The organism is Pseudoalteromonas sp. SR45-5, from assembly GCF_014163565.1.
Taxonomy (GTDB): domain Bacteria; phylum Pseudomonadota; class Gammaproteobacteria; order Enterobacterales; family Alteromonadaceae; genus Pseudoalteromonas; species Pseudoalteromonas distincta.
In genome coordinates, this window is record NZ_JACJDN010000875.1 from 1 (window position 1) to 1,289 (window position 1,289).

A 1,289-nucleotide genomic window follows, 5' to 3' on the forward strand; every position below is an offset into this window, starting at 1 on the left:
ACCAAACAGTACAAACGGTTTATTGTTTGCAAGTTCAATTTCATTAATTTTAATAATTTGATCTTTCATTTAAATTCCTTAAGGTGCAACTGCTTGCATCATTAATCCACAAATATAAGCCATATAAGTACCCACACCGTAGCCTAGTACAGCTAACAAGACTCCAACAGGCGCTAATGATGGATGAAACGCTGATGCTACAACAGGTGCTGACGCTGCGCCCCCCACATTAGCCTGAGAACCCACAGCCATATAAAATAACGGTGCTTTAATCAGTTTAGCCACAATTAACATAATGCTTGCATGCACTAACATCCAAATTGCGCCCACTAAAAATAGCCCGGGGTTATTGAAAATAGCGGTTACATTCATGTGTAAGCCAATCGATGCAACCAAAATATATAAAAAGCTAGAAGCTACTTTTGAAGCGCCAAACGCTTCTATTTGCCTCACTTTAGTAAACGATAAGCCTATGCCAATCGTTGTTGATATAACAATTAGCCAAAAGAATTTACTGTTTAAGCTGTATTCTTTTGCCCATTCATAAGTAGTGCCAAAGTACGGCCCCAAAAAGTCAGCGCAAAAGTGTGCTAAGCCAGTTATACCAAATGCAATTGCAATCAGCGTCATGTAATCATTAAGAGTTGGGATGCGTGCATGTTCTGCGTGATATTCTTCCACACGCTTTTTCAAGTCTTCAATTGCGCTTGTATCAGCACCCGTCGCTGCATCAATCTTTTTATGATTTGCTGCCATTAACAATAAAACAGCCATCCAAATATTAGCGACAATTACATCGACTGTAATCATTACAGAAAATATATCACCACCAACTTCAAACATTTCTTTCATTGATGCTTGGTTAGCACCGCCGCCAATCCAGCTACCTGCAACAGTTGTCATACCGCGCCATACGGCATCTGGGCCATGCCCACCAACAATACTTGGGTCAAATGCGCTCACCACTAAAATAGCTAATGGCCCACCAATAACAATGCCTAAAGTACCCACTAAAAACATAATAAGTGCTTTAGGGCCTAAGTTAATAATCGCTTTTAAATCAATACTAATGGTAAGTAGTATTAAACAGGCAGGTAGTAAGTAGCGCGAAGCCACATAATAAACATTTGATTTATTACCATCTACAATACCAAAGGTATTTAATAACGAAGGTAAAAAGTAACACAGCAATAAAGCAGGTACGTATTTATAAAATCGTTTTAAAGCTGGACGCTCACTGTTTGAGGTTTTAAAAATAAACCCCAAAATAATAGCAAGCAAACCAAGCA

General features: G+C 38.7%; 1 protein-coding gene. It reads right to left on the reverse strand.

The features are described 5' to 3' along the window. Nucleotides 1-78: 78 nt before the first annotated feature. The coding region (locus tag H5072_RS19755) for a DUF819 domain-containing protein (protein WP_182694551.1) at nucleotides 79-1,289 on the reverse strand (1,211 nt) is incomplete at its 5' end.